At 61.3% G+C, this 20,816-nt stretch carries 22 protein-coding genes; 10 read left to right on the top strand and 12 right to left on the bottom strand.

Features of this window, described 5'->3' with window-relative positions; translation table 11 throughout:
- Nucleotides 1–35: 35 nt before the first annotated feature.
- From NW848_RS06965 to NW848_RS06945, 5 genes are all read right to left on the bottom strand, one after another.
- Entirely contained in the window at nt 36–1,226 is a 1,191-nt protein-coding gene (locus NW848_RS06965; RefSeq protein WP_414508722.1) for a glycosyltransferase family 4 protein, read from the bottom strand.
- 182 nt (nt 1,227–1,408) lie between these two features.
- Complete coding sequence (locus NW848_RS06960) at nt 1,409–2,782, bottom strand: MFS transporter (RefSeq protein ID WP_240527765.1); 1,374 nt, start codon at nt 2,780–2,782, stop codon at nt 1,409–1,411.
- Between the two features lie 376 nt (nt 2,783–3,158).
- Nucleotides 3,159–3,503, bottom strand: coding sequence for an MgPME-cyclase complex family protein (locus NW848_RS06955; protein ID WP_011429018.1), 345 nt, complete (start codon nt 3,501–3,503; stop codon nt 3,159–3,161).
- Between the two features lie 113 nt (nt 3,504–3,616).
- Entirely contained in the window at nt 3,617–4,075 is a 459-nt protein-coding gene (locus NW848_RS06950; RefSeq protein WP_049749696.1) for a hypothetical protein, read from the bottom strand.
- A gap of 152 nt (nt 4,076–4,227) precedes the next feature.
- On the bottom strand, nt 4,228–5,346 hold the full coding sequence (locus NW848_RS06945; RefSeq protein WP_414508723.1) for a class I SAM-dependent methyltransferase: 1,119 nt from the start codon (nt 5,344–5,346) through the stop codon (nt 4,228–4,230).
- A gap of 238 nt (nt 5,347–5,584) precedes the next feature.
- Here NW848_RS06945 and NW848_RS06940 point away from each other — a divergent pair, with 238 nt between their 5' ends.
- The 6 genes from NW848_RS06940 to NW848_RS06915 all read left to right on the top strand — a co-directional run bounded on the left by NW848_RS06940 (nt 5,585) and on the right by NW848_RS06915 (nt 10,510).
- Nucleotides 5,585–6,241, top strand: a complete 657-nt coding sequence (locus NW848_RS06940; RefSeq protein ID WP_011429015.1) for a response regulator — start codon at nt 5,585–5,587, stop codon at nt 6,239–6,241.
- On the top strand, nt 6,241–6,933 hold the full coding sequence (locus NW848_RS06935) for a queuosine precursor transporter (RefSeq protein WP_011429014.1): 693 nt from the start codon (nt 6,241–6,243) through the stop codon (nt 6,931–6,933). The genes NW848_RS06940 and NW848_RS06935 overlap by 1 nt, the downstream gene beginning before the upstream one ends.
- Before the next feature lie 187 nt (nt 6,934–7,120).
- Nucleotides 7,121–8,506, top strand: coding sequence for an RNA-guided endonuclease InsQ/TnpB family protein (locus NW848_RS06930; protein WP_414508724.1), 1,386 nt, complete (start codon nt 7,121–7,123; stop codon nt 8,504–8,506).
- Nucleotides 8,503–8,688 carry a photosystem II reaction center protein PsbZ gene (gene psbZ, locus NW848_RS06925; protein ID WP_011429012.1) on the top strand — a complete coding sequence of 62 codons (186 nt, stop codon included), beginning with the start codon at nt 8,503–8,505 and terminating at the stop codon, nt 8,686–8,688. The genes NW848_RS06930 and psbZ overlap by 4 nt, the downstream gene beginning before the upstream one ends.
- A gap of 233 nt (nt 8,689–8,921) precedes the next feature.
- Complete coding sequence (locus tag NW848_RS06920) at nt 8,922–9,476, top strand: DUF2808 domain-containing protein (RefSeq protein WP_228375387.1); 555 nt, start codon at nt 8,922–8,924, stop codon at nt 9,474–9,476.
- Between the two features lie 203 nt (nt 9,477–9,679).
- Nucleotides 9,680–10,510 carry an undecaprenyl-diphosphate phosphatase gene (locus NW848_RS06915; RefSeq protein WP_011429010.1) on the top strand — a complete coding sequence of 277 codons (831 nt, stop codon included), beginning with the start codon at nt 9,680–9,682 and terminating at the stop codon, nt 10,508–10,510.
- On the opposite strand, the gene NW848_RS06910 is transcribed toward NW848_RS06915, so the two are convergent.
- Complete coding sequence (locus tag NW848_RS06910) at nt 10,507–12,093, bottom strand: bifunctional ADP-dependent NAD(P)H-hydrate dehydratase/NAD(P)H-hydrate epimerase (protein ID WP_011429009.1); 1,587 nt, start codon at nt 12,091–12,093, stop codon at nt 10,507–10,509. The genes NW848_RS06915 and NW848_RS06910 overlap by 4 nt on opposite strands.
- Complete coding sequence (locus NW848_RS06905) at nt 12,090–12,500, bottom strand: VOC family protein (protein WP_011429008.1); 411 nt, start codon at nt 12,498–12,500, stop codon at nt 12,090–12,092. Before NW848_RS06905 ends, NW848_RS06910 begins: the two co-directional genes overlap by 4 nt.
- Nucleotides 12,501–12,647: 147 nt before the next feature.
- Here NW848_RS06905 and NW848_RS06900 point away from each other — a divergent pair, with 147 nt between their 5' ends.
- Together NW848_RS06900 and rpe are read left to right on the top strand one after the other, a co-directional pair.
- The gene (locus NW848_RS06900; protein WP_414405389.1) at nt 12,648–12,818 is read left to right on the top strand and encodes a hypothetical protein; all 171 of its coding nucleotides are present in this window, start codon (nt 12,648–12,650) and stop codon (nt 12,816–12,818) included.
- Between the two features lie 157 nt (nt 12,819–12,975).
- Entirely contained in the window at nt 12,976–13,686 is a 711-nt protein-coding gene (gene rpe / locus NW848_RS06895; protein ID WP_011429006.1) for a ribulose-phosphate 3-epimerase, read from the top strand.
- A gap of 157 nt (nt 13,687–13,843) precedes the next feature.
- On the opposite strand, the gene NW848_RS06890 is transcribed toward rpe, so the two are convergent.
- Complete coding sequence (locus NW848_RS06890; RefSeq protein WP_414508725.1) at nt 13,844–14,608, bottom strand: hypothetical protein; 765 nt, start codon at nt 14,606–14,608, stop codon at nt 13,844–13,846.
- Between the two features lie 208 nt (nt 14,609–14,816).
- Between NW848_RS06890 and miaA the strand changes: the two genes are divergently transcribed.
- Nucleotides 14,817–15,839, top strand: a complete 1,023-nt coding sequence (gene miaA, locus NW848_RS06885) for a tRNA (adenosine(37)-N6)-dimethylallyltransferase MiaA (protein ID WP_011429004.1) — start codon at nt 14,817–14,819, stop codon at nt 15,837–15,839.
- Here miaA and menD read toward each other — a convergent pair.
- Nucleotides 15,763–17,571: a 2-succinyl-5-enolpyruvyl-6-hydroxy-3-cyclohexene-1-carboxylic-acid synthase gene (menD, locus tag NW848_RS06880; RefSeq protein ID WP_414508726.1), complete on the bottom strand. Its 1,809-nt coding sequence runs from the start codon at nt 17,569–17,571 to the stop codon at nt 15,763–15,765. The two genes, miaA and menD, sit on opposite strands and share 77 nt — an antisense overlap.
- Before the next feature lie 312 nt (nt 17,572–17,883).
- On the opposite strand from menD, the gene NW848_RS06875 reads away from it, so the two are divergent.
- Nucleotides 17,884–18,126: a hypothetical protein gene (locus NW848_RS06875; protein WP_041438020.1), complete on the top strand. Its 243-nt coding sequence runs from the start codon at nt 17,884–17,886 to the stop codon at nt 18,124–18,126.
- A 107-nt stretch (nt 18,127–18,233) separates the two neighbouring features.
- Here the strand turns inward: NW848_RS06875 and NW848_RS06870 are convergent, their stop codons facing one another.
- The 3 genes from NW848_RS06870 to NW848_RS06860 all read right to left on the bottom strand — a co-directional run bounded on the left by NW848_RS06870 (nt 18,234) and on the right by NW848_RS06860 (nt 20,780).
- Nucleotides 18,234–18,770, bottom strand: a complete 537-nt coding sequence (locus tag NW848_RS06870) for a fasciclin domain-containing protein (RefSeq protein ID WP_011429001.1) — start codon at nt 18,768–18,770, stop codon at nt 18,234–18,236.
- Between the two features lie 353 nt (nt 18,771–19,123).
- A complete protein-coding gene (locus NW848_RS06865; RefSeq protein WP_011429000.1) occupies nt 19,124–19,345 on the bottom strand; it encodes a DUF3134 family protein in 222 nt (73 codons plus the stop codon).
- Nucleotides 19,346–19,442: 97 nt separating this feature from the next.
- Nucleotides 19,443–20,780, bottom strand: a complete 1,338-nt coding sequence (locus tag NW848_RS06860; protein WP_011428999.1) for a UDP-N-acetylmuramoyl-tripeptide--D-alanyl-D-alanine ligase — start codon at nt 20,778–20,780, stop codon at nt 19,443–19,445.
- Nucleotides 20,781–20,816 lie beyond the last annotated feature (36 nt).

The raw sequence follows: 20,816 nt of genomic DNA, 5'->3' as shown, positions 1-20,816 counted from the left end.
TCGCAAAAGTTTCAGCCCAATCCCAATAGTCTTCCTTACGCGCGGCGGCGCTGACGGGATCCCCGGCACAGCTCCTGGTAGAGCTGCTCCAACCGGCTGAGGTTGTGGCTGAGGGTGTAGCGCTCCAGCACCCGCTGGCGGGCTTTCATCCCCAGCAGTTGCGTAAATTCCCGTTGATCCCGCAGCAGGGGCAGCAGCGTTTGCAGCTCCACCGCCACCCGAGCCGGATCCAACAGGATCCCGGCTCCATCGGCCAAAACCTCGCCGTCGGCCCCGACGTCGGTGGCCACCGCCGCCACCCCACAGGCCATCGCCTCCAGCAACGACAAAGAGAGCCCCTCGATTAAAGAGGGCAGGATAAACACGTCGGATCCGCGCAGGATCTCGATGCGCTGCTGCTCGTCGGCAACGTAGCCCAGCCAGTGGATCCCGTGCTGGCGGGTGTAGAAGGGCTTGAGGGTATTGAGCAGCGGCCCATCCCCCACAATGAGCAGGCCGCACTTCTCGCCCATTTGAGCTTGCTTCCAGGCTTTGAGCAAGGCCTCCACATTTTTTTCCGGCGAGATCCGCCCTTGGTAAACGAAGATCCGCTCCAGCCCCAACCGTTGCTTAAGGGTGGAGGGCCCCGGCGAATACTTATCCACGTCGACGCCGTTGGGAATGACCACCACCTGCTCGCGGCTCACCCCTAGCCTGACCAAGATCTGCCGCTGTGTTTCCGAGAAGACGATGGTGCGGTCGTAGTGGGCCAAACAAGGAGCATAGAGCTGGTAGGCCAGGTATTGGGTGCGGGAGGCAATGTTGCGCCGCCGCCGGTCGAAGGCCGGGTGGAAGGTGGCCACCAGCGGCTGGTTGAGCTCCGCACAGATCTCCGGCAAGACAAAGTCGATGGGAGAAATCGTCAGCGAGGCATGCACCAGATCCGGCTGCAACTCCCGCAGCGCCTGGGTGAGCAGCCGCCTGGCGTTGGGAGCTGGGATCGTATAAATCTGCGACTTGTACAGACAGGGCAGGGAGACATCCCGCCCCGCCAGCTCAGCACGCCAACGGCTCCCCGGACGGGATCCCTCTACAGCAGGCGCCTCCAGGCTGGGGGAGGGGCTTTCGTTGGTGAAATGGAAAAAGCTCACCTGATGTCCCCGCTCCAAGAGGCCGTTGGTCACCTCACGGCCATAGGTGACGTTGCCACAGAAAGGTGCCTTCTTGCCTATCCAGGCGATGTGCATGGGCGGATCCCTACAGCGCCAGAACGCTGATCTACAAGGGGATGTGCGATTCCAAAGCCTCTATAAGGGTAGCAGACTCGCATCCCACCTCGGCCCGCTCCTCCCCTCTCAGGGGAGAAACCCAGACCGACAAGGCATTGACAGATACCCAGCCCTACGTCGCAGCTATCCAGCAGAAAAACTTATCTGTGCCCCTCTCTGCCCAGCAGACCCCAGAGGTACAGCCCCGCCGACCCGGTCAGGGCCGCCAGGCCGAGAAACGTCCAGGCAAGGCCGAAATAGGTTTCCGCCACCCCCGCCAAAACCAGCGGCAAACTGAGAGCAATGTTGACCGCATTGTTCTGCAGTCCAAAAACCTTGCCGCGCAGATGTTCGGGGGTCTCCTCCTGGAGCAGGGTTTGCATGGGCACCGCCACCAACGCCCCTCCACAGCCCAGCAGGGCAATCCAAGCCAAGCTGGGAAACAGCTTCCCCTCCGTCCAGGACAAGGCCGCCAAGGACAGACACAGCAACAGGGATCCCAGCCCACTCCAGGCGCGACGGCTCACCTGCCGGCCCGTATGCCCCACCCAAAAGGCCCCAATGGCCATGCCCAGGCCGGCAGCCGCCAGCAACACCCCAAACTGATCTGCCTCCAGCTCCGCCGTCACCTCGGCCATGCGCACCGCCAAGACCGCCAGCGCCGCAAACAGCGAGTAGAGCACCACCATTTGCAGCAGGGCCGCGCGGATCAAGGGCATTTGCCCGATGTATTCCAGGCCCAGCTTGAGATCTTCCCAGAGATGGGGAGCCTCCCAAGGTCTGGGCTCCAGCTTCTCGTGGGGTTGCAACAGCAGCAGCAGGGCTCCCGCCGACAGGTAGGCTCCCCCCACCAACAGCTCTGGCCCCACCTCCCAGCCGGGCAACCACGCACGCCCCCAACGATCCGCCAGCGTTAGCAGCGGCTCGCCGATGGCAAAGCCGGCGATCAGCGAAGCCATCATCGTCGTGGTGTAGAGGGAGTTGGCCGCTAACAGCTCCCGCCTGGGCAGGATCAGGGGCAGAGTGGCCTGTTCGGCAGGGGCAAAAAACTGGGTCAAAACAGACACGGCAAAGCTAATCAACAGCAGCCCGCCAAAGCCCAAAGGGATCCCTGGCCAAAGGTTGCGCCCCGCCGTCAGCCAGAGCAGCGGCGGCAACAGCAGCACCAGGATCCCGCGCACCACGTTGGAGAGCACCAGCACCCCCTTCTTGGGCCAGCGATCCACAAATACCCCCGCCAGGCTGCCCAACAACACCGCCGGCAGCGTAAAAGCCAGCATGATCGCCGCCACCCAGCCGCTGATGGAGGCCCCTTCCGGCTGAAACTGCCTCGAGATCAACCCAATCAGCAGCACCAACAACACCTTGTCGGCCAACTGGGAAAACACCTGCCCTATCCACAGCAGCAGGAAATTGCGTCGGCGCAGCACGGCCAGGAAATTTCTCAGGCCTGGCCCGGCCAGAGCAGCATCCTCCTGCTTCAGCTTCTCGGTTGGGCCGTCGTCTTTGGGATCCTCAGGGAGCGGCTCCGGCAAGGGATTCCCGGACGAACACGCCAGCGAGCCGGAGGGAGGACTTGCCGGCGGCTCAAGTGGGGGGGCCTCCGACTTTAGCACCTCAGTTGAAGGAAATGTGGGAGGAAGATCCCGAAGATGAGGAGTCCGCTGGCAGACCTCCGCCTCCCCTTCCGGCCAATCCCCTCGTCGCTCCAAAGTCATAGTGCCCCGTGTAACCTTTCTCCCTCCCCCGCCTTGGCCCTGACAGGTGCTTTTCATGCCGGCTCGTGCCGCCACTGCTGCTGGACGGAGAGAGGTGCCCTGATCTTAATCTTGGCCCATCCCGCAATCAAACTTGCGCGCCCGTCTCGAGGAGGGGGCGACACCTCCCATCGGTCGCGCCGGCAGGATCTCATCAACCCTCTGCCAAGGACAGGGAGCGCAAGGGATCCGGGATCGACTCGCTGGGGGCCACGAAGCTGCCCTTTTCCACAAAAGTGAGGCGCACCGCCAGCCAACGGATGAAATCCTCATTGGTCGAGACCACTGCCCCCAGCGGCTCCTTTAACTTGTGGCGCAGGGGACGCAGCTCTGGAGCTTCCATGAAAGCCGGCTGGGGCACCCAAAAGAAATCGATGGAGCGATGGTGCTCCTCGTAGTGTCGGCGACGCTCCTCCAGCACTTCCTCCAGAGGTTCAGAGCGCAAAAAAGACAGACTGGCAACAATAAAGTGGTAGGTGGTGGGCTCAGCAGCAGGCATACTCTACGATTAACATGTGAGACTCGAACACCTAGAGGCGCGCTCCTGGCGAAAACACAACTTCTCCTGTCGGCTCTTCACCCAGAGTTGCCAACTTCAGCCTACTGGCAGGATTAGTTGGCAGACTTGAGTAAATGCGGGGCGGGATCGCGGGAGCTACACAGGGTCTGACAGTCTTCCAACTGCCGGGGGACGGGCAGCCGCGCCATCACCTCCTCAGGCGGCATAGACTGCTCTGAAGCCTGCCTGAGGGTGGGCAGAGCTTGAGCTGCCCATTCCTGCGCCCAGAGGGGTGTTGTTGAGGAGGGTTCCCCCTGCTCCAACAGCTCCTGACAGAGCGCGGTCGAGCGCTCCAAGTCGCCGCTGCCCTGATAGGCCATGACCAGGGCTACCCGCGCCAAAGCGCATTCCTCAGGGTTTATCCTGGAACCGTTGCGCTCCTTCTGGCGGGGCGAGCTCTCGTGAATCGAGCAGCAGTAGCAGAAAGACTCAAGGAGGTTGATCGCCTCTAAGTAGCGCTCCTGCTTGAGAGCAGTGATGCCGGCACGAAGGGATCCATACGGAGGGGACATGAGCCTAAGTATAGAAAAGATTCTGACGCCTTGCACTTAAGGGCGTTGATGACCTAGCTTTTTATCCGAGGTTTCGTGTCTGATACTACTATACAGCCTTTGGCCAGGCGACCGCGAATCTCCTTACCCTCTTAAGCTTTTGGCAAGGGCGCTCAACTCTTACGGGCCAAGATATAAGTGCTGACGTAGTGGGTTTCTCGGCGCAACACCTCACAGCCTGCCTGCTGCAGGCGCACCCCCAGGTCGTCGCGGATGTAGTCCCGGTAGTAGGGTTCGTGGAAGGTTTGCACAAAAGCTTCCATCGTCTCCTCCAGCTCGGGCGAGTCCAGCAGTTGCACCGAGTCGCAGATGACAATGGCGCCCCCCGGCTTCACCACCCGGCTCATCTCGTTGATGACATTTTGGCGGGCCGGGCCGGGCAGCTCGTGGAAGAGAAACACGCTGACAACCGCATCAAAGGTGGCGTCGGCGTAGGGCATGGCCTCGGCATTGGCGCGGATGAGCTGGGGCAGCTCCCCGGGCAACTCCTGCAACAGCCGGTTGGCCTTGCGCAGATAGGCAGGGGAAAGATCCAGGCCGTACAACGCCGCTTTGGGCAGGGATCCCCGCAGCAGGCGCAGCGTGCGCCCGGTGCCACAAGCTACGTCGAGGATGTGGGGGTCGGATAGAGCAGGATCGAAACCATCCTTGAGCAGGCGGATCACCCGTCGCCGCATCGCATCTGCCGCGCCACCAAACAGCAGTTCCACCTGCAGGTCGTAGAGCTCAGCCGAGCTGTCGCTCAGGTAACCGTTGGTTTGGTAATGAAAATTTTGCAGGTAGTATTTTGGATAGCCCTCGGTGGAGATGTCTGGAGAAAACTCTTGGTAGCGCCGGCTGTGTACCCGCTGAGTGATCTGCGGCAGATCCAGCCATACCTGCGGGTAGTAGCGGGCAAAGTCCAGCCAGGGGTTATCGAAAAGAAGGGCGTGAGGGTAGTAACCTGCCTCGGCGTCTTGCCAATCGACCTGTAGCAGCCGTTCGTAACGAGCCCGCAACTCTTGCAAAGTAGCTGGGCTGACCTTCACCCGCTCCCGCGGCGGTAGGGGCTTCCCAGAGGAAAAACTTTGCAGCTCCCTGAGCACAGAGAGCATCAGCTCCAAAGCCTGGGTGGAGAGAGCCTTGTGGGCAAAGCCAAAGAGATTTTTGCCCCACTGAAAAGCGCGGTAAGCAGCTTCTCCGACTGGAGATGGGATCGGCAGCGACAGCTCGGAGCTCAACTGTAAGCTCATAACCCTGCAAGGTGCGAATGCTTAATGTTTGTTTACGTTAGATTATAGCAAGGCAGCGATGCGAAACCGGCAAGTTCTGGGCCTTGGGAGAGTCGGCGAAATTGGAGCTGTAAACACTCCACTTCCCTGAGAGGGAGAGTACTCTATTGGTGTCCCAGGAAGGACGCCTCTGATGCTTCATGCGCTGGAGGAAGAGGCTGAGCAGGTCGAGTAGATTGGGAAAAGGGGGCGCCCGAGCATGACAGCCAAGACGGTGTTGGTCATTGACGATAGCATCATGATCCGCAAGATGGTGGCCAGCATCTTGGCTGACCAGTTTCAGGTGCTGGAGGCCAAAGACGGCCTAGCGGGCCTGGAGGCTGCCAAAAAACATCACCCCGACCTGATCTTGCTGGATTTTGTCATGCCCAAGATGGACGGCTATGACACATTGCAGGCCATCCGGCAGGAAGAGAGCCTGAAGAATACCCCTGTCATCATCATGTCGGGGATGAAAGAGCAGGTAACAGCCCGCGTCCCTGAGCCTTTTGTCGATTTCGATTTTATTGAAAAGCCGTTTGAGGCGGAGGCTCTTCTGGCTCGCATTCAAAAGGCCCTGCAAGTAGCCCCTGCGGCGGCAGCAGAGCCGGGATCGGAAACCAACACCCAGTTGCTCTTGAACAAGCTCACCGCCATCGAGACGCTGCTCATCCAAGGCACGGAAAACCTGATCCAGCGGGAAGTGGTGACGCGGCTTTCTGATCTCAACCAGCGCCTGGAGCGTCAGGAATCCCACAGCGCTAACCTGGAAGAGCAGATCCGTAAGCTCACCAGCGAGGTGGAACGGCACAGCCAGGGCTTGGCCTTGATCGTCAAGGAGCTAAAGCACATCCGCAAGCTGTTGGGGGGATCCTGATGTCTGAGAGGGTTTTTGAGCGCGCCTATCGGCACCTGGATGCGGTGACGGCCCTGTTTGTGGCTGTGCTGCTGATCTCCAACATCGCCTCCACCAAGATCGTGCTCTTGGGGCCGTTTACGTTCGATGGCGGCACCGTCCTTTTTCCCCTCAGCTACATTTTCGGCGACATCCTCACGGAGGTCTACGGCTATGCCCGCTCGCGGCGGGTGATCTGGCTGGGATTTATCTCGGCGGCCCTGATGTCGGCGACCTTGATGATCGTGGGATCCCTGCCGGCAGCCCCCGACTGGCCCTACCAGGAAGCCTACAAACAGATTCTCGGCCTTACCCCGCGCATTGTACTGGCCAGCCTAATTGCCTACTGGAGCGGCAGCTTTGCCAATGCCTATGTGCTGGCCCGCCTGAAGGTGTGGACGCGGGGACGCTGGCTGTGGACACGCACCATCAGCTCCACCCTGGTGGGCCAGGCGGTGGATACGGGCCTGTTTATTCTCATCGCCTTCTGGGGGGTGTTTCCCGGTCTGATGAGCCTCATTGTCTCCAACTACGTGTTCAAGTGTGCCGTTGAGGCGGTCTGTACGCCCCTGACCTATGTCATCACCGGCTGGCTGAAGCAGCAAGAACAGGAAGACTACTTTGACGTGGCAACCGACTTCAACCCTTTCCGAATGCAGTCCGTATCTGGGTAGTTCATTCGTCCATGGCTGCCCCGACGGATATGGCCAAAAGAGGGATCCCAGTTTTGGTATAGTCAGCTAGAAACCGCAGGAGCCCCGCCCTGTACCCCCCTATATCCCCCCGTATACGGGGGGACTGGGGGGCCGGGGGCCGTGCCGGTCAGGGTCGGGAGGAATGCGGACGACGTATAATCGTGACATGGCCCAAGTCCTGACTATCTCCTGCAAACTCAAGGTGTCTGTGTCGCAAGCCGCCAAGCTGGATGCGACCCTGGATGCCTTCGCAAAGGCACTGAACTGCGTGAATGAGAACACACCAGAGAAGATAGTCAACGCCGTCAAGCTCCAATCTCTCTGCTACCGCGAGATTCGTACCCGCTTCGGACTATCCAGCAACCTGGCACAACAGGTGTGCAGAAGGTTAGCCGGTGCCCGCAAGGTTGCCCAGCAGAAAAACCGTCCAGTCAAGGCGTTCAAGTCTGGCTTTGTTACCTACGATGCCCGCATCTTCTCGTTCCGTGAGAAGGACTGGACGGTGTCGCTGACCACCGTTGAGGGACGGGAACGCTTTGAACTGGATATAGGTCACTACCAGCGCGGCCTGCTAGCGGGTTCAAATCCCAAAGCAGCCACGTTGGTCAAGCGCCAAGGCGGCTCCTACTCCATCCAGATTGGCGTGGAGTCTGAGGTGCCGGAGCCGGAGCACGCCGTCAAGGCCATTGGTGTGGACTTGGGTAGGAGAGATATTGCCCACACCTCTGAGGGAGATAACTGGAATGGACAGCAGTTGAACCAGGTCAGAGACCACTACTCCCGTTTGAGAGGGGTTCTCCAACGCAAGGCCAGCAAGGGCACACGCAGTACACGACGTCGGTGTCAGCAACTGCTGCAACGGCTGTCTGGTCGGGAGAGACGCTTTCAAACTTGGGTGAACCACTGCATCTCCAAGTCGATTGTTGCTAGGGCACTGGCCACTCACCGTTTTATTGCCTTGGAAGACCTGACCGGGATCCGGGAGCGGGTCAACCGGCAGCCGCGCAGCAAGACGGAGCGGCGGCGGGCAAACAGTTGGGCGTTCTACCAGTTGCGGCAGTTTGTGCACTACAAGGCGATGCGGGCAGGGGTGAAGGTTGTGGTGGTTTCGCCGGCCTACAGCTCGCAGACCTGCCACCAGTGCCTGTGGATTGGGCAACGGGAAGGGAAGCATTTTCGCTGTGTGAACCCGGCTTGTGGTTGGGAAGGGGATGCAGATTTGAACGGTGCCAACGGGATTGCACTTTTGGGGGTCGCTGTAAACCAGCCCCCCTACATCCCCCCGCATGCGGGGGGACAAGAGGGGGGTTCGTGGTTGGCTTGCCAGCTGCAGGGCTACCAAAAGCCCGCTCCGTACCCCCCTCAATCCCCCCGCCCCCCGTATACGGGGGGTTGGGGGGCTGGAAGGGGGGGCGGTCGGAGCCGGGTAGTTTACAGCGTTATCCTATCTACCCTGCCGCCGGTGCGCAGCGAGCCGGATCAGGTTGGGCAGCCCGGTGTTGTCGGGAGCTTTTATCCAAGACAAGACTTTTGTGAGGGATCCAGACCATGATGCTCATTTTCCAAATTGCTTTGTTGGTGTTGGTGCTTTACAGCTTGCTGTTGGTGGTGGCGGTGCCGGTGCTCTTCAGCTCGGCCAGCGACTGGAGCCGGGCCAAGAATGTGATTTTGGTGGGATCCCTGCTCTGGGTGCTGATGGTGATCGGGGTGGGGGTACTTAGTTTCTTTAAGTGATATCCTTCGACGCCCATCCCCCAGGCTCCTGGACGTTGCAGAGCATCAGGGTTGCGACTGCAAGGTTCTGGGGGCGGGGAAAACTGCGCATCTCCGCACCCGCGTGGGCCTTGAGCGCTCTCGGTAGAAGGGATCCCACCCCTTACAATGGATAGCAATTTAATCTCATGGCCTTGCTGCTCCCTAGGTCAGCGGCAAGTTGTGCCTACACTGATGTCTTTTGGGAGGTTTGGGTGTTGAGAGCAGTGAAGCGTTCGTGGAGCCTCCGCTTGGCCCGGCTGGGGACGAGGCTGATTTTGGCAGGCTTGTTGGTAGGGGTGCTGTCCCCTTCGGCAGCGGCGCAGTCGGGCCTGGTGATCACCGGCAGCGAAGGGGTACCTGTCCTCAGCTATCGGCTGGATTTTCGCGGCATTCGCGGTCGGTTGGATCGCTATCGCCTGACGATCCCGCCTCAGAACGTGGCGGTGGCAGAGGTGCAGATCAACGGGGATAGAAATTTCGATGCCGTCATCGACCCGGAGAACGTGCGCCTAGAGGTGGAGGGCAAGCCGGTGGAGCTGGCGGAAGTGTACTGGAACGAGGAGTTTCGCTCTTTGGAGGTGGTGGCCCGTCAGCCCATTGCCGCCGGCCAGGAGATCCGCTTGGTGCTCTCCAATGTGCGCAATCCTTCCGCTGCCGGCATCTACCGGGTAGAGGCGCGGGTACGGGGGACAGAGCCCAACCCCCTCTTCCGCAATGTGGGCAACTGGCTCATCACCATCGACGATCCGGAGCGGCTCACTTTCTAAGGGCAGCTCCCTTCGAGCGGGGGAGAGTTTTGAGAGTGGATCCCTGAACAGGGGGTTTCGGGCGTAGCCCTTTTCAGAGACAGGGCAAGGCTGGTGAGGTACTGCGGCATCTCTATCTCCCCTCTCCCTAAGGGAGAGGGGTTGGGGGTGAGGGAAACTCCCCTCCAGACAGTAGCCTGGCGTACTGGGAGAGGCTTTCTTTGGTGCTGGCCGATATCTGGTATCCCAACTGGTGGCAGGCCCTGGTCTTGGGCATGGTGCAAGGGATCACGGAATTTCTGCCCATCAGCAGCACGGCGCACCTGCGGGTGTTTCCAGCTTTGCTGGGCTGGCCGGATGCGGGGGCTTCCTTTGCGGCGGTGATCCAATTGGGCAGCCTGGGAGCGGTGTTGATCTACTTTGCTTCTGACCTGCGCCAGTTGCTCCTCGGCTCCTGGAAGGCTTGGCAGAAGCGAGATTTCCAGGAGGAGTCTTGGCGGCTGCTCATGGGGATCCTGGTGGGAACGCTGCCGATTGTCATAGCGGGCTGGGCCGTCAAGGCCATCTGGGGATCCCCGCCCCGGCAGTTGTGGGTGGTTGCCGCCGCCGCCATCGGCTTGGCCCTGGCTTTGGGCTGGGCAGAACGGGTGGGGAAGCGCCGGCGCGATCTGCACAGCCTGGGCATTGGGGATGGGCTCTGGGTGGGGCTGGCCCAGGCTTTGGCCCTGATCCCAGGGGTATCCCGCTCTGGTGTGACGCTGACGGCGGCTCTGTTGCTGGATTTGCAGCGCTCGGCTGCCGCCCGCTACTCCTTTTTGCTGGGGATCCCGGCCCTCTTTTTGGCCGGGGTGGCGGAGTTTATCGCCGAGTTCAGGGCAGAGGCGCTGCTGTCGCAGGGGCTGGGGACGCTCTCGGCCTTTGTCTTCTCCTACGGGTCCATCGACTGGCTAATTCGATTTTTGCAGCGCAGCAGCACCTGGGTGTTCATTGTCTATCGGATTGGTTTTGGCCTGTTCATTTTCCTGGGGCTGGCCCTGGGGTTTTTGCAACCTTAAGTGGGCTTTTGTTGCCGCAGAATCCGCAGCGCTTTCGGCAGGTGCTCCGCCAGGTGGGCCGGATCCACGCCCGTTAGACCCCGTTCCCCCGCCAAATGGATGGCTGCTTGAGCATGCCACCACACCCCCGCACAGGCGCAACTGAGCAGCTCCGCGATCCCCATCGACTGACCCAGTTGAGCCCTTCTGCGCGCCACCAGGCCGCCGATCAGGCCGGTCAGAACATCGCCGCTGCCGCCGCGGGCCAAAGCCGGTGTGCTTTCCGGGTTGACCCAGCATTCCCCCGTAGGAGAGGCGATGACCGTCCGCGCCCCCTTCAAGACCACTACTGCCCCGCTCTGGGCTGCTGCTCTCTGGGCTGCCTCCATGCGATCTGAAAGCGGGAGGTGCGGAAAAAGCCGGCGAAACTCCCCCAGGTGCGGGGTGAGGATGGCTTGGATCCTGTGTTCTGGCAAGCGCTCCACCCCTATTTCCGCCAAGGCGTTGAGGCCATCGGCGTCGATCACCCAAGGGATCCCGGCCCAATCCTGCAGCAGGATCTCCAGCAGCAGACGGCGGGTTTCTCCCACGCCCGGCCCCACCGCCACCGCCTGAAAGGGTTTCTCGGCCAGCAGGGAGGGGATCCCTTCCCAGGCGTGAACCAAGACTTCCGGCAAAGCGCTGTGGACGAGCCCTTTCAATTCTGCCGGCACCGCCAGGGTTACCATGCCCACGCCGCTGGCGCGGGATCCCAGCCCGGCCAACACCGCCGCCCCGGCATAGGTTGTCGATCCCGCCACCAGCAACAGGGATCCCTGGCGGTATTTGTGGGTATCCAAAGGCGGATCGGGGGGGAAATGGGGCCAGGGGTGCAGCAACACCTGGGGAACTTCCACCTCCGGCCAGGCCCAAGGGGGAATGCCGAAATCGAGGCGGCGCAGACGTCCCACCCAAGGCAGAGCCGCCTCCTGCCACAGGCCCCGCTTCCAGAGGCCCAGGGCATAGGTGTAGCTGGCGCGGATGCAGCAGCCCCAGATCTCGCCTGTCTGGTCGTTGAGGCCGGAGGGCAGGTCCAGGCTGAGGATGGGAATGCCGCTGCCGTTGGCCCACTCCACCGCCTCCGCCCAGGGATCCCCCAGGGGCCGGTTTAGGCCAATGCCAAAGAGGGCGTCGATGAGCAGGTCGCAGTCGGCCAACGCCTCCACCCGCTCCACAAACTCCGCCCCCAGGGCCCTGAGGTAGCGGGCGTGCTCGGCGGTCAGGGGTTTGAGATCTGGCTTGCCCAGCCACACCTTCACCGACCTTTGGGCCAGCCGCAGCTCTCGTCCGACCACCAAGCCGTCGCCGCCATTGTGCCCTGTCCCGCAGAGGATGCCGATGCGCTGGGCCTGGGGAAAATCCTGTTGCAACTGGGCAAAAGCGGCCAGCCCTACCTTTTCCATCAGGGCGGCCACGGGCATGCCGGCAGCGAAGATCTCCTCCTCAAGGCGCTGCATCTGCGCCGCGCTGACCAGGGCGGTGGCCGGGTCGAACTGGCAGCGGGGATCCCTATCGCCACGCCGCGCTGGTGTTACAGGCGGTATCGCTGGGGGGAGAGGGTTCATGGCTCAGTTGCGCCAATGGCGCTTAGCTCGATTACATTCCCATCCGGATCGCGGACAAACACAGCCGCCCGCCCGGAAGCGCTGGGCTGCACCTCATAGCCTGCCTGCAGCAGGCGGGCTTTCACCGCCTCCAGATCTTCCACTCCCAGCGCCACGTGGGGAAGGCGCCCCCACTTCGCCCTGCTGCCACGACTGGCTTGCTGCCCCTGGTCAAGCGGCTCCTCAGTGACGATCAAGTGAATCTGCGAAGACCCCACCTGGTACCAGGCGCCGGGAAAGTCAAAGGGAAACCGTTCTGCCTTGGGGATCCCGAGCACCGTGCCGTAGAAATGCTCGGCCCTGGCCAGATCGCTGACCCAAAGGGCGGTGTGCAGGTGCTGGTAGGCGGGCTTTGGGGAGGCGGTCATGACATTGCTCCGGGAAAGTGCTTGCATCTGTCGAGGGAAACCATATTTTCTCCAAGAGCCTGCTCCGCCTGTGCGCTAAGTTGGAGCTAGGGCAGCGGCGAGGAACGTACCTTTGTCCTATCTTGGTTCTTACCCAGGAGTTGGTCTATGGGATCCCGCACCAAGTTTTTCGGCACTGTCCTGGCCATGCTGGCCGTCAACAGCATCTATATGCAGTTGCAGCAGCTTGCCCTGCGGCTAGAAGAAAAAGTGAAGCCAGCTCCCTCAGAGCAAGCCTCTCCAGAGCCTCAGAGCAACGCGCAGCCGCCGGATCGCTGAGAGCCTCTGGCCCAAGTTTTCCGGAGGGTGCAACTGGCCAGGGCCGGCTTTGTCGGGATCCCCTAGAAGCCGGGTGGTGCTTTGCAAAGGGGATCAAACTCCGTACCATAGAGGAGCAGGCTCCCCTGTTTTGCGGTTTACACCTTGGGTACTCGCCATGACTCAGCCCTCCGCAGCCTCTGGGCAAAAGCCGATCGTCGTCGCCCCCTCCATCCTTTCAGCCGATTTTAGCCGCTTGGGGGAAGAAGTGCGGGCGGTGGACGAGGCAGGGGCCGACTGGATCCACGTGGATGTGATGGATGGCCGCTTTGTGCCCAACATCACCATCGGCCCGCTGGTGGTAGAAGCCCTGCGCCCGGTTACGGCCAAGCCCCTGGACGTGCACCTGATGATCGTGGAGCCGGAGAAGTATGTGGCCGACTTTGCCAAGGCGGGGGCCGATATCATCTCCGTTCACGCCGAGTCCAGCTCCACCATTCACCTGCACCGCACCCTCGGCCAAATCAAGGATCTGGGCAAGCAAGCAGGCGTGGTGCTCAACCCCGCCAGCCCCCTGGAGCTGATCCAGTACGTGCTGGATCTGGTGGATCTGGTGTTGATCATGAGTGTCAACCCTGGCTTTGGCGGGCAGAGCTTCATCCCGGCGGTGGTGCCCAAGATTCGCCAGTTGCGAGCCCTGTGCGACGAGCGCGGCTTGGATCCCTGGATTGAAGTAGATGGCGGCATCAAGGCCAGCAACGCCTGGCAGGTGATCGAGGCGGGGGCCAACGCCATCGTGGCTGGCTCAGCCGTGTTCAAGGCCAAGGACTACGGGGAAGCCATTCGTGCCATTCGCCACAGCCGCCGCCCCGAGCTGGTAACGGTTTGATTTGAGCTGATCTGGGAAAACCCTGCCCTTGGACTCCTCTCAGGCCAAGGCGCAAAAGAGAGGGGAGAAGGCCTGGCGCTCCTCACCCTCAGCCCATTGGGAAGGGCCACGGCTCAGCGGCAGGGATCCCTTCTGGTGGGAGGATGGGCTCGAAATTCTAGCGCAGAGCGTTGGTCTTCTTCTGGGCAGCCAAAGGCACGGTACCGTCCTCACCGGCGGCCTGGACTAGGCAATGGGGAGGTGTGGAAGGAGGCGTGATGGGCTGGGGCGAAGTGGGGCTGAAAAAGGTCTGGCAGAAGGGCAGGCGGCTGTTGCGCTGAATGGTGGCAAGGTAAGGGGGAGGGACAGTGCCCCAGTAGGCGCCCAGCACCTGCTGGTCCGGATCCTCCGGCAGCACCTGGTAGTACACCATCAGGCGATTATCGGGGAACCAGGCGCGAACAAGCCTTTGCAGTTGCCTTAAATTGAAGCCCGGCTCTTCTGGATTGTCAATTAGGTGCATCCCCGCCAGCCGCCCGCCCATGAAGTAGGCCTCCACATAAAACCCACGGGCATAGAGGGGGGGCTCTAAGGGATCCCGCGACGAAGGGGCATCCGGCAGGTAAAGGGCCTCACCGCCCGGGCGCAGTTGCCAGCGGCTCCAGCGGGGATCCTCCCGGTCGCTGGAAATAGTCTCCCAATTGTTGGCGCGGGCGTAGCTCAAGAAGCGCTCCTCCACCATGCCCAAATAGAGCATTTCCATCTGCAGGGGCAGCCGGGCACTTGTTTGCAATAGGGGCAAAGTTCGCACTTCTCCCTGCTTGAGCACCAAAACCTCTGCCAAGGCAGGGCGCGGTTCCCACGCCAGCAACGCCGCCAGGATTCCTGCTCCGAGGGCTCTGCCAAGGCCGGCCAGACCTAGCCGTGCCGAGGCCCGCAGCAACAGGAAAAGCAGTTTGACAAGGGGCAGTTTAAACCGAGGCCGTGCCCCGCCCCACATGGCAACGGAAGCAGGGACATAAGATGAGATCACGGGGAAATTCGAAGAGCTGGGAAGACGATAGAGACTATGGATGTTCTATTCTAGCCACAGCGCTAAGGTTCTTTGAAAATTTTAATCTGCTGCCCTGGGTGAACTTTCTTGCCGGCGGATGGATCAAAACCGGTCTCCAAATGGGCGCGACTGTCGAGAACCTCCCTCCCCCTCCTCGACTGCAAGGCCGGGGCTTGTCGTCATCGCTGGCCCCACGGCCACCGGCAAGTCGCGCCAGGCGCTGCTGTTGGCCCAGCGGCTGGGATCCCCCCTGTTGAACGCCGACTCTCGTCAGGTGTACCGGGAGTTCGACATCGGCACTGCCAAGCCCACTCCCGCCGAGCGGGCCCTCTGGCCCCACGAGTTGATTGACTTTGTGGATCCCCGCCACACCTATACAGTGGCCGAGTTTCAGCAGGCGGCCCAGGCGCGCATTGCCGCAGCCCATCGGCAGGGACAGACTCCTATTCTGGTGGGGGGCACAGGGCTCTACATTCAGTCGATCACGGCAGGCTTAGGGATCCCGGCAGTTCCCCCCCAGCCTCAGTTGCGCGCTCAACTGGAGACGTGGCCGCCCGAGATCCGCTACGCCTGGCTGCAGCAGTTGGATCCTGTGGCAGCGGGGCAGATTCACCCTCATGATGAAGTGCGCACCCTGCGGGCTTTGGAGATCATCTACACCACTGGGAAGCCGGCTTCCTACCTGCGGCAGGCCCATCCTCCTGACTACCCCATTTTGCTCTTGGGGTTGCACTGCCCAATGCCCCGTCTGGAACAACGCATTGCCCGGCGCACAGCAGAAATGCTGGCGGCAGGCTGGATTGAGGAGGTAAAAACGCTGCGGCAGCGCTACGGCCCAGACCTGCCCCTCTTGCAGACCTTGGGCTATGCGGAGATCGGCGCTTACCTGGAAGGGCGGATCCCGGCAGCCGAGCTGCAGCCTCTGATTGTGCGGCGCACCCGCCAGTTTGCCAAGCGGCAGATGACCTGGTTTCGGGCCATGCCAGGGATCCAGTGGCTGGACTGCGAGGCCGAGGATCTGCCCGAACAGATCTGGAAGCGGGTTACGGCGTGGATGGCAGCTCAGACCAGCGCCGGAACCACTCCTGCCGTCGCCGCGCGTCCGCCCGCCGATCCGTAAGGATCTCCAACACCCGCACCCCTTGGGCGGGCAAGGGATCCAAAGCCTGGGCCAGCTCTTCCCAGGTCTCTATCCGCTGCTGGGGGATGCCATGGGCCTGGCAGAGGAGGGCAAAATCCACCGCCTGGGGAGTGGCAAAGTAGGGCTCAAAGGGAGGGTTGGGCTCCTGGCGACCCGCCTTGGCAATGGGCAAGAGCTCAAAGATACCGCCCCCCTGGTTGTTGATGAGAAGAATGGTCAGGGATCCCTGGAGGCATTGGGCAAGACGCAGGCCGCCGCAGTCGTGCAGAAAGGCCAGATCCCCAGTCAGCAGCACTGTTGGCCGATGGCGGTAGGCCACCCCAAAGGCAGTCGAGAGGATGCCGTCGATGCCGTTGGTGCCGCGGTTGAAGTAGGGCCGGATGCGGCGATCGTTGGGCGGCCAAAACCACTCCACATCCCGCACCGGCGTGCTGTTGGCAATAAATAGCGGCGTCTCCGGCGGCAGGTGGTGGGCCAGCCACCAGGCAAGCTTGCCCTCAAACCACTCCGGCAGGTCAGCCAGCAGCCGATCCAGCTCAGCCCGAGCTTTGGCTTCCGCCCGCAGCCAGGTTTGTAGAAAAGCGGTTGCTTTGGCCTTGCCTGCCGGGATCCCTGCCGCCACCTCCTCCACGACAAAGGGCAAGTGGGTGGTGGGGTTGTGGAGGGGATCGGCGTTCTGGGCCCGGGGATCGAGCAGCCAGGTGCGGGGTCGGGCTTGGGCTAGGGTTTGCCGCAGCGCCTTGCTGGTGGGCAAGGATCCCAGTTGGATCACTTGCTCTGGCCAAAGAGGAGGTTGCTCTCCCTGGAGGAGAAAATCGTAGGTGGTGATGAGGTAGGGGTTGAGGGAAGCGTAGTTGCGCAAAGGGGAGAGTCCCTCCGCCAACACCGGCCAGCCCAGGGCCAGCGCCAAGCGGGCCACCGCCTCTGCATAACGCTGGGGGTCTGCCGGTTGGGCCGGCCCTGCCAAGATCACCCCCCGCTCACAGCCACACCACTCCCGCCAAAAGGAAGCTGTTGACGCGAATGCAGAACCGCCAGCCGGGGTGACCAGGCCAGATGGGGAGATAACCCCGCGGAAAAAGGTCTTCTCAAACTCCGGATCTTCCTGCAAATGAACCAGCGGCGCCGTGCTGCCATCGGCAACGGGAGCTAGGGGATCCCGCAAAGGCACGTTGAGATGCACCGGACCCGGGAAAGGGTAGAGAGCACGCTCCCAGGCGTGGATGATCATTTGGCGCAGGTAGGCCAGAGCTTCCAGGTCGGCGCTGGGCAGGGCCAGCTCCGCCTGCCAGTTGGGGTAGTGGCCGTAGAGCTTCACCTGGTCAATGGTCTGCCCGGCGCGGCAGTGGCGCAGCTCCGGCGGCCGATCCGCCGTCAACACCAAAAGGGGCCAACCACTTTCTGCCGCCTCGATGAGAGCAGGGAAAAAATGGGCGCCGGCGCTGCCGGAAGTACACACCAGAGGGATGGGCTGCCGAGTTTGCTGGGCCAAGCCGAGGGCAAAAAAGGCCGCCGACCGCTCGTCCACCGCTGGAATGGCCTCGATCTCAGGGTGCTGGGCTAGGGCATAGGTGAGGGGGGCAGAACGGGATCCTGGACAGACCACGGCCACCCGACAACCCAGCCGGCTCAAGGTCTCGGCCAAAATGGATCCCCAGAGGGTGTTGAGGTTGCGCCAGTCCAGCCGTTGAAGGGAGTTTGCGCCAGTCACTCCAGCTATCCCAGCCAGCGGGGAGATCGAGCAAGTTGGGTAGGAAGCCCAAAATAGGCACATCCTAGTAATCTATAGCCATCCCCAATCGCAGGGGAACCACTTGCTTTGGCCTTCCTTCGCCTTTCCTCTCTTTTTGGGAGGGGAGCTGTGGGCCGGGGAGGCGCCCGGGAAACTGCCTCAAGTCGGTTGGTCGCGCCGCAACTCCAGATTTCCTGGCGGGGGCAAGGGTTGGCCAGGCCTCTCCGATGGGGGAATAATGTTCATGAGAACGCCCCTTATCGACCTTCGCTGCACCCAATAGGAGCACCCATGGCCAGAAAACCCGATGGATACCTTGTCCACATCATGCTCGAAGGTGGACAAACCATGCAGGTACGGGTCAAGGAAGCTAGAGAATACACAGAGCTGATCAACCAACTGATGGTGGGTGGGGACGAGTTCATCACATTGCCCAAGCAAATGGACAACGAGTACATGATCGTGCGTCCGCAGCGGGTGTCCGGCGTGTCGGTGGAGGCGATCTACACTTCCAGCGTCGGCATCGACCTGTAGAGCTCAAGGCCAGGGTCGCCGGGCTGGGTTGCAACGCAAAGCCCCCACCCCTGAGGGCAGGGGCCGGACTAGACCCCCCTGGGATCTAGAGCCTTAACACCGACAAGTTAGCTTTGCGGGGGCAGGATCACCTTGTCGATGACGTGGATGACGCCGTTAGAGGCCTCAATGTCTGCTTGCGTCACTTTGGCATCGTTGACCTTGACTCCGTCGCTCAAGGAGATCTTCACAGAAGATCCTTCGACCGTCGTCACTTCACCTTCCTTTAGATCGCTGGAGAGGACTTTGCCGGGCACCACATGGTAGGTGAGAATCCGGGTCAATTTCTCGCGGTTTTCCGGCTGCAGCAGCTCCTCTAGAGTGCCTTGCGGCAGCGCCGCAAAAGCTTCATCGGTGGGAGCGAAAACGGTGAAGGGGCCTTCCCCGGAGAGCACCTTCACCAAGTCGGCAGCTTCCAAGGCTTGGATCAAGGTGGTGAAAGAGCCGGCCTCGGCAGCAACATCTACTATGGTTTTGCTGGCAGGGGCAGCGGTTTTCACGCTTTCAGAAGTCGCGCCGTGGCTGCCGGCAATGACCGCAGGGGCTGCAACCAACGTGGTGGCCGAGGCAACAGCCAAGGAGAGAGCGAAGAGATTGCGAATCATGCAATGTAACCATCCGTGAAGAGTAGGTTCACATTTCTATGTGACGGACGGGATAGAGCTCGGGTTCCTCAAAATCGCAAAAAGTCCCCGAAAAAGATATTTCTACTACCCCAAAATACCTTTTTGACAAGGCTTACAAGGCTACTCTCCGCTGAGGTTAGATTTGCAACAATCATCGCGGGATGGCGGTGAACCATCCAAAACACGCCCGATGAGGATCCCTTGAGGCTGAGGGATCGTTACGTTTGTTTACATTGTTTGTTCAAGTTAGCGTTCCATTGGCATCGCCAAAGTGGGCACCTCTGCGGTGCTGGGCAGAGGGGTAAACGAGTTGGCGATCTCAGCAGGCATGCCTACTCTTCTTCCGCCTCGAAGTCTTCGTCGTAGTCGTCCCCGATCAAATCGTCGATGTCGTCGATGTCTTCTTCCAAAACAGCTTCAGGGACTTCAAGAGGCTGCTCGATCAGCCGGCCTTCCTGGCGCAACCAGTCGAGGATAGAAATGCTACCGGGCAGGGGCAGCACTACTGGAGGCTGATCGCGAGGTTCTTCCCGCAGAGAAGGGTTGTGGTACATGCTGTCCAGAAGAAGTGCAGCTGTGAAGAAGGTGTGGGCAAGCTTCGGGTCGATGGCCTCGATAGGGCGCTACTTATCGACTGTCCTTTAGCTTAGCTTATCCCTGCCAAGCCTGCAAAAAGCGGTGCAGCACCCGCTCCAGCTCGACGGCTCGCGCCGCCTTAAACAGCAGTCGATCCCCTGCCCGCACCTGCTGCTGCAAACCCTCCACTAAGGCAGAAGCTTCCTCAAAGCGTTCAACCTCGGCGGCTGGCTTTTCGTCAACCAGTGGCTGCATCTCCCCGTCGGGATCCAAAAGCCAGACCCGCTCCAGTCTCAAGGAGGCAGCCGCCCGACCCACCTCTGCGTAGAGCTGTGGGGCATGCTCTCCCAGTTCCCGCATTGGGCCGAGGATGGCCCAGCGCCGTTTTCCCGCAGTCTGAGCCAGCAGGTGCAAAGCCGCGATCATCGCTTCCGGCGAGGCGTTGTAGGTCTCATCCCAAATCTCCACGTCCCCAGCCAGCTTGAGATGGCGATTGCGCCCCTCCAGAGGCAGCGGTAGGTCAAGGGGCTCTTGCAGGCGCTCCCAATTCAGACCCAAGCTGCGCACAGCCGCCAGCACCCCCATCCAGTTAAGGGCGTGATGCCTTCCTGGCAGGGGCACCGGCAAGGTCAAGCCCTCCACGGTTACGGTTTGGGCTTGGGGATCCCATTCTCCTCGCAAGTCCCCTTGGGCGAGGCCATAGGTGAGGGTTTTTCCCGACCACAGGCTGGCGGCAGTGGCCAACAGCAAGGGATCCTCACCATTGAGCACAGCTATCCCCTGCCCCAACTCCTGCAGCAGCTCACACTTGGCAGCAGCAATGGCCTCGCGGGATCCCAGCCTGCCGATGTGGGCGGTGCCGATGTGGGTAATCAAGGCATGGGTGGGGCGAGCCATCTGTGCAAGGCGGCGAATCTCACCAGGGCCGCGCATGGCCATCTCCAGAACGGCAAACTGGTGTTCTGGTTGTAGCCGCAGCAGCGTTTGCGCCACCCCAATGTCGTTGTTGTGGTTGGCCTCGCTTTTGAGAACGCTGCCGTAGCGCGAAAGAGCAGCCGCCAGCATTTCCTTGGTGGTGGTTTTGCCTGCTGAGCCGGTGATGGCCACTACCGGGATGGAAAATTGCTCCCGCCAGGCTCTGGCAATGCGCTGATAGGCAGTCAAGGTATCGGGAACCTGGAAGTGGGGACCCTCCACCGGCCGCTGGCTGATGACAGCAACGGCCCCCTTGCTCAGGGCTTGCGGAATAAAATCGTGCCCGTCGAAGCGTTCTCCCCGCAGCGCCACAAAAACGGATCCTGGCTGCAACCGGCGGCTGTCGGTGCAGAGGGCCTGAACCGGCAACCCCAAGAGGTGGGGATCTCCCTGCAAAGGGGCTTGCAGCAGGTCGGCCACAGTTTGCAAGGTCAGCATGGAGCAGCAGTCGGAGACCGGCTATCGCGTAGGATA

Source organism: Synechococcus sp. RC10A2 (assembly GCF_047502605.1).
Note: the sequence above shows the minus strand (reverse complement) of the source record. Positions and strands in the feature narration are given on the sequence as shown.